The sequence below is a fragment of the Streptomyces sp. CRN 30 genome, assembly GCF_034105845.1.
The window spans coordinates 39,769-46,701 of the sequence record NZ_JAVRHI010000155.1 but is presented as its reverse complement, the minus strand read 5'-3'; the positions used below and the strand labels follow the sequence as shown (position 1 = coordinate 46,701).

The 6,933-nt window shown below is 70.9% G+C and carries 5 protein-coding genes; all 5 read right to left on the bottom strand.

All coding sequences use genetic code 11. The features are described from left to right. Positions 1–2,058: amino acid adenylation domain-containing protein (locus UW392_RS15020; RefSeq protein WP_320775484.1), on the bottom strand; the 2,058-nt coding region annotated here is incomplete at its 3' end. A gap of 211 nt (positions 2,059–2,269) precedes the next feature. Beyond that, positions 2,270–4,435, bottom strand: coding sequence for an ABC transporter ATP-binding protein (locus tag UW392_RS15015; protein ID WP_414496155.1), 2,166 nt, complete (start codon positions 4,433–4,435; stop codon positions 2,270–2,272). Positions 4,436–4,552: 117 nt separating this feature from the next. Continuing rightward, positions 4,553–4,771, bottom strand: coding sequence for an MbtH family protein (locus UW392_RS15010; RefSeq protein ID WP_320775483.1), 219 nt, complete (start codon positions 4,769–4,771; stop codon positions 4,553–4,555). 165 nt (positions 4,772–4,936) lie between these two features. Next, the gene (locus UW392_RS15005; protein ID WP_320775482.1) at positions 4,937–6,232 is read right to left on the bottom strand and encodes a sensor histidine kinase; all 1,296 of its coding nucleotides are present in this window, start codon (positions 6,230–6,232) and stop codon (positions 4,937–4,939) included. A gap of 1 nt (position 6,233) precedes the next feature. Beyond that, entirely contained in the window at positions 6,234–6,887 is a 654-nt protein-coding gene (locus UW392_RS15000) for a response regulator transcription factor (RefSeq protein WP_320775481.1), read from the bottom strand. Between the last annotated feature and the right edge of the window lie 46 nt (positions 6,888–6,933).

Genomic DNA, 6,933 nt, shown 5'->3' with positions numbered 1-6,933 from the left:
CTCCGGCACCTCGCCAGGCACCACCAACCGCAACCCCGACCCGTCCGACACCAACCGCGCCCGCAACACCTCATGCCGCTCCACCAACGCCCGCACCGCAGACTCCAGCACCCCACCGTCCACACCCACCGGCGTCGACACGTGAGCCGACTGGAAGACCTCCGCCACGCCCTGGAGCCCGACCCGTTCGAGCAGCTCGCGCATGACCGGCGTGAGCGGGATGTCGCCGGTGGCGTCCGCCGTACCGTCCGGGGCCGGGCCGCTGGTGAGGGGGCGGGCCAGGGCGGCCAGGCGGGCGGGGGTCCGGTGCTCGAAGACCTCGCGGGTGGTGAGGACGTAGCCGGCCCGGCGGGCTCCGGAGACCACCGTCATCGACAGGATCGAGTCGCCGCCCAGCGTGAAGAAGTCGTCGTCCGTGCCGATGTCCGTCTGGCCCAGGACGTCCGCGTAGAGAGCGACGAGCAGTTCCTCGACGGGCGTGGTGGGTGTGCGGGCCGCCCGGCGCGCCGTCCGCGGGGTGGGCAGGGCGGCGGTGTCCACCTTGCCGTTGACCGTGAGCGGCAGTGCGTCCAGCACGGTCACCGTCGCCGGGACCATGTAGTCGGGCAGTCGGTCCGCGGCGAACGAGAGCAGGTGCTCCTGGGTGAGCGGGCTCTGTGCGGCGACGTAGGCCGTGAGGCGACCGTCCCGTGCCAGGACGACGGTCTGGGTGACCGCGGGGTGTGCGGCGAGGACGGATTCGACCTCGCCGAGTTCGATGCGGAAGCCGCGGATCTTGACCTGCTCGTCGGCCCGCCCCGCGAAGTGCAGCAGCCCGTCGCCCGACCAGCGGGCCAGGTCACCGGTCCGGTACATCCGCCGCCCCGGCAGGAACGGGCACGCCACGAACCGCTCAGCGGTCAGATCCACACGCCCCAGATAGCCGCGCGCCAGGCCGGGACCGGCCAGGTACACCTCGCCCACCGTTCCGACGGGAGCGGGACTCAGGGACTCGTCCAGCACGAAGACGTGCGTGCCGTCGAGGGGGCGGCCGATCGGTGGGGGCGCGTCCTGCGCGGTGGCACCTCGCGGTATCTCCACCGCCGTGGCCATCACCGTGGCCTCGGTCGGGCCGTAGGTGTTCCACAGGCCCGTGCGGGCCCGCCACCGTGCCGCGAGGTCGGCGCTGAGCCGTTCCGCGCCCAGCAGCCAGTTCCGTACCCCGGGCACCGTCCGCGGGTCGAGCGTCGACAGCAGGGAGGGGACGACGCTGGCGACGGTGACGCCGGTGTCGCGGATCATTCCGGCCAGGGCCGCGGGGTCCGAGCGCTCGTCGCTCGCCGCGACGGCGAGCGTGCCGCCCGAGGACAAGGTGACGGCGAGGTCGAGCACGGAGGCGTCGAAGCTGAACGACGCGAACTGCAGTGTCGTTTCGCCCGGCCCGGCGCCCAGTACGGGCGTCATCGCGTCGACCAGGTCGGCCACCCCGCGGTGCGTGACCGCCACGCCCTTCGGGCGGCCGGTCGAACCCGAGGTGTGGATGACGTACGCCAGTTGGTCCGGGTGCGGCGGCGGTACGTCGAGGGGGTGCGCCGGCTCGGACGCGATCGCGGCGGCGGCCGCCGACAGCCAGTCGCCGTCGATGACCGGTGCGGCACCGCTGGTGGTGACCATGTGGCGCAGGCGGTCCGTCGGGTACGCGGGGTCCAGTGGCACGTACGCCGCTCCGGCCCGCCAGACGCCCAGGATCGCCACGACCATGTCGACGCCGCGTTCGAGCGCGAGTCCGACGCGTGACTCCGCGCGCGTTCCCGTGTGGCGCAGGTAGCGCGCCAGACGGTTCGCGCGTGCGTCCAGCTCCGCGTACGACAGCGTCTCGGTGCCGCACCGCACCGCCGTGACACGCGGCGACCGGGTTGCCCACGCCGCGATGCGGTCCGGCACGGGGCGCGGGGCCGTCGGCGTCGACGGCCGGCCAGGACGAGGCGCGGGGTTCCCCACACGGTCCGGGAGGTCCGGGAGGTCCGGCAGTTGCGGGAGGTCCGCGTGGTCCGGGCGGCGCGGGCGGGAGTCAGACATTGCGGCGTCTCCACTGGCTCGATCGGGAAGCGTCCACGGCTGCGGGGGGAGAGAGAAAGGGCTGCCTGCGGTGGTGTTTCGTGTCGAGGCAGGCCCGGGGCACAGTGCTCGGCCCCGGCAGCCGGTGGGCCGCGGGGCGGAGCCTGCGTCGTGCTGGGTGGGGCGGGGCAATAGCCGAAGGGGTCAGGGGGCAGAGGGCAGGGATCAGGGGTCAGGAGCGCCTGCGGCGGTCCTCGGGTGGTGCACTCCCGTCGTCGTCCGGAGCACCGTTCGAGCTGCCGTTCGGACGTCCGTGGAAGTGAGGACCGGGGCCGGGACCGCCCCCGAAGTCCTGCCTCGGCCCCGGGCCGGGGCCCATCCCCTGGACCGGTACCGGTCCCGGCCCCGGTCCCATCGGCCCGGCTCCCATGCCCGGCACGGGATGCGGCCCCGGTCCCGCACCCGGCATCGGACCACCGACGTACACCGGGCCGGCGATTCCCGCCCGCTCGGCATCGCGTAGGCGCTCGTCCCGTTCGGGACCGGAGCCGTTCCTCGACTCACCCGAATCATCCGACTCGTCCGACTGGCCCGACTGGCCCGACTGGCCCGCGAACTGTGTGCGGTAAAGCTCCGCGTAGAGGCCCCCCACGGCGAGGAGCTCCTCGTGGGTGCCCTGTTCCACGACCCGTCCCTCGTCGATGACGAGGATCTGGTCGGCGTCGCGGATGGTGGACAGCCGGTGGGCGATGACCAGGGACGTCCGGCCCTTCAGCGCGGTGCGCAGGGCCAGTTGGACGGCGGCCTCGGACTCGGAGTCGAGGTGGGCGGTGGCCTCGTCGAGGACGACGACGGGCGGTGCCTTGAGCAGCAGCCGGGCCATCGCGATCCGCTGTTTCTCGCCGCCGGAGAGGCGGTAGCCGCGGTCTCCGACCACCGTGTCGAAGCCGTCGGGGAGGGAGGCCACGAGGTCCCAGATCTGTGCGGCGCGGCAGGCGTCGATCAGGTCCTGTTCGGCGGCGTCGGGGCGGGCGTACATGAGGTTCTGGCGGATCGTGGTGTGGAAGAGGTGGGCGTCCTGGGTGACCATGCCGACGGTGTCGAGCAGGGAGTCCAGGGTGACGTCCCGCAGGTCCCGGCCGCCGATGCGGACGGTTCCCTCGTCGGGGTCGTAGAGCCGTGGGACGAGGTGGGTGATCGTGGTCTTGCCCGCGCCGGAGCGGCCGACCAGCGCGGTGAGCTTTCCGGCCGGCGCGGTGAAGCTCAGGCCGCGCAGTGTCCAGGCGTCGCCGGCGCGTTCCGGCATCGGCAGGGCGATGGATTCGAGGGAGGCCAGCGAGACGTCGGCCGCGTTCGGGTAGCGGAACGACACGTTGTCGAACCGGATGTCCGTGGCGGTGCCGAGCGGTGTCGCGTCCGGCTTCTGCGCGATGAGCGGTTCGAGGTCCAGGACCTCGAAGAGCCGGTCGAAGCTGACCAGGGTGTTCATGACGTCCGCCTGGGCGTTGGACAGCTGGCCGATCGGCTGCATCAGGCGGGTGAGGAGGGTGGCGAGGGCCACCAGGGTGCCGAGCTGGATCGTGGCCTCGACGACGAGGTGGCCGCCGATTCCGTACACCGCGGCGGTGGCCAGGGAGCTGACCAGCATGGTGGACAGGAAGAGCAGCTTCATGTGGACGGAGGTGCGGACGCCGACGGTACGGCTGCGGTGGGCGAGGGCGGCGAATTCGGCGGACTCGCGGTCGGGGCGGCCGTAGAGCTTGGCGAGGAGCGCGCCGGTGACGTTGAACCGCTCGTGCATCATCGAGCCCATCTCGGCGTTGATCTGCATGTGCCGGCGCATGAGGCGCTGCATCCGCCGTCCGATGATCCGGCCGGGCAGGACGAAGAACGGAGCCAGCAGCAGCGAGACGAGGGTGATGAGCCACGACAGGTAGACCATCGTGACGAGGACGAACGTGAGGGTGAGCGCGGCGGAGACGACGGTGGAGAGCAGGGAGGTCAGTGCCGCCTGTGCTCCCATCACGTCGGTGTTCAGCCGGCTGACGAGGGCTCCGGTCTGGGCGCGGGTGAAGAAGGCCAGCGGCTGGCGCTGGACGTGGTCGAACACCTCGGTGCGCAGGTCGTAGATGAGTCCTTCGCTGACGCGGGCGGAGAGCCACGCTTCCGCGAATCCGAGGAGTCCGGCCACCACCGACATCGCGGCCACCGCGACGGCTATCCAGACGACGACGGAGGTGTCGCCTTTCGTGATGCCGTTGTCGATGAGGTATTTGAACATGAGGGGAATGGCCACCGCGATGCCGGCGTTCAGCACCGTGGCGGCCAGGAGAATTCCGATGCTGCGGCGGTGCCGCTTGGCGTACGGGATGATGCGCTTCGCGGTGCCGGGCCTCACGTCCTGCTTGGAAAGGGAGGGGTCAGGTCCGTCCCCTCGTACGATCACCGGTCCTGGGCCACCCATCATGGCCACGGCTACCACCTCTGTCCCGTTGTCTCGCCCGACGGCCTGCGGTCAGTTGACGGCTCGGGCGGCCATCCGGTCGATGAGGCTCTTCGGGCGCATGTCCGTCCAGTGCTTCTCGATGTAGTCGATGCACGCCGCCCGGGTGTCCTCGCCGAACACGGATTTCCAGCCGTCCGGCACCTCGGCAAATGCGGGCCAGAGGGAATGCTGGTTCTCGTCGTTCACGAGAACGAGAAAGGACGCGTTTTCGTCGTCGAAAGGATTCACCGTGACCACTCCCGTCAGTGGGGTTCACCGAGTGCGTTGCCCACGATAGTGAGCCCCTTCCGGAGCGACAAGCAACGTAATTCGGGTACGGTGTCCAACCATTCATTGTCGGCACTTGGACACGTCGGGCGGCGGTTCAGTACGGGAGTTTGGGCGCCGTTGTCCTTAGGGCAGAGTGCCGGCGAATTTCGCGGGCGCGCCGGTGGGCTGGTGGCGTTCGGGGAAGACGATGTCGATGACGAGTCCGCCGTCGGTTCCGGCGTGGGCGGTGAGTTCGGCGCCGTGGGCGTCGACGATGGAGCGGACGATGGAGAGTCCGAGGCCGTGGTGGCCGTCGTCGGCGTTCCGGTTGAGGCGTTGGAAGGGGTGGAAGAGCCGGTCGACCTGGTCGTCGGGGACGCGCTGTCCGGTGTTGGCGGCGGTGAGGAAGGCGCGTCCGTGGCGGGTGCCGACGGTGAGTTCGACGCGGCCGTCGGGGACGTTGTAGGACAGGGCGTTGTCCAGGAGGTTGGCCACGAGGCGGCCGAGGAGCACCGGGTCTCCTTCGAGGGAGGCGGGCGCGATGCGGGCTTCGAGGCGCAGGCCGCGGCCGTCGGCGGCCGGGCGGGCGGCGCGGACGGCCTCGTCGGCGAGGCCGGCGAGGTCGACGGGTTCGGGCCGGTCCAGGCCGCGTTCGCTGGTGGACAGGAAGAGCAGCGATTCCAGGAGGCGGCCCTGCTGTTTGCTGATGGTCAGCAGGCGTTCGAAGTTGACGCGGAAGGTGTCGACGGTGGGGTCCCGGTCGATGAGGGACTCCTCCAGGAGCGCGTGTTCCATCGTCAGCGGGGTGCGCAGTTCGTGTGCGGCGTTGGCGACGAACCGTTTGTGGGAGTCGAGTGCCGTCTCCAGGCGGCCGAGGAGGCCGTCGACGGTGTCGGCGAGGTCCTTGAGTTCGTCGCGGGGGCCTTCTACGGCCAGTCGTTCGTGCACGTTGCGGGCGGTGATCCGCTGGATGGTGGTGGTCATGGTGCGCAGGGGGCGCAGGGCGCGTCCGGCGACCACCCAGCCGAGCCAGATGGAGATGACCGTGGTGATGGCGAGGGCGATCCCCGCGTTGAACATGAGGTTGTCGATCATCTCCTGGTGGGTGTGGAGTGCCTGTTCGCGCAGGGCCTGGGCCTGTTGGTCGACGGCTCCTGGGCTGCGGCCGACGGTGTCGGGGCTGTCCTCGCCGATGTAGCGGCTGATCTGCGGGGGGCGGTCCGAGTCCGTCGGCGCGCGGAAGCCGTCGATGAGGACGAGGCCGGTGGTGGTGCCGGCGACGAGCAGGTAGGTGATGGTGAGGAGTACCGCCCCGGAGAGGACGAACAGGGCCCCGTAGAGCAGCGTGAGGCGCATGCGCACCTTGCGGGGCTTCAGCAGTGCGGCGACCCTGGCGCGGTCGAGGATGTCTGCGGGGAGCGGGAAGGGCCGCACGGTCACCTCAGATCCGGTACCCGCCGCGGGGCACCGTCTCGATCACGGGCGGGGAGCCGAGTTTCGATCGCAGGCGGTTGATGGTGGTCTTCACCGTGTTGGTGAAGGGGTCGGTGGCTTCGTCCCAGACCCGTTCGAGGAGTTCTTCGGTGGGGACGGCCCGGCCCTGGGCGGCCAGCAGGTATTCGAGGACGGCCAGTTCCTTGGGGTTGAGCGGGAGTCGCTCGCCGGCCCGGCTGGCGAGCCGCTTCGCGGGGTCGAGCCGCAGGTCGCCGTGGACGAGGACGGGTTTGAGTGCCTGTTGGGGGCGGCGGCCGATGGCGCGGATGCGGGCGATCAGCTCGGGGTAGGCGAACGGCTTGGGGAGGTAGTCGTCGGCTCCGAGGTTGAGTCCCTCGACCCGTTCGGCCAGGGTGCCGGAGGCGGTGAGCATCAGTACGCGTGGCTGGACGGGCTGCTCGGCGAGGGTGCCGCACACCTCGTCGCCGTGGATGCCGGGGAGGTCGCGGTCGAGCACGATCACGTCGTAGTCGACGACGGAGGTGCTCTCCAGTGCGCGCTCCCCGTCGTGGACGACGTCGACGGCCATGCCCTCGCGGCGCAGCACGCGTGCCACGGAGTCCGCCAGCACGACGTGGTCCTCGACCACCAGTACTCTCATCGTCCACCCCTCGCGAAGAACTCCGTCGACCGCGTCACTCGCCCTG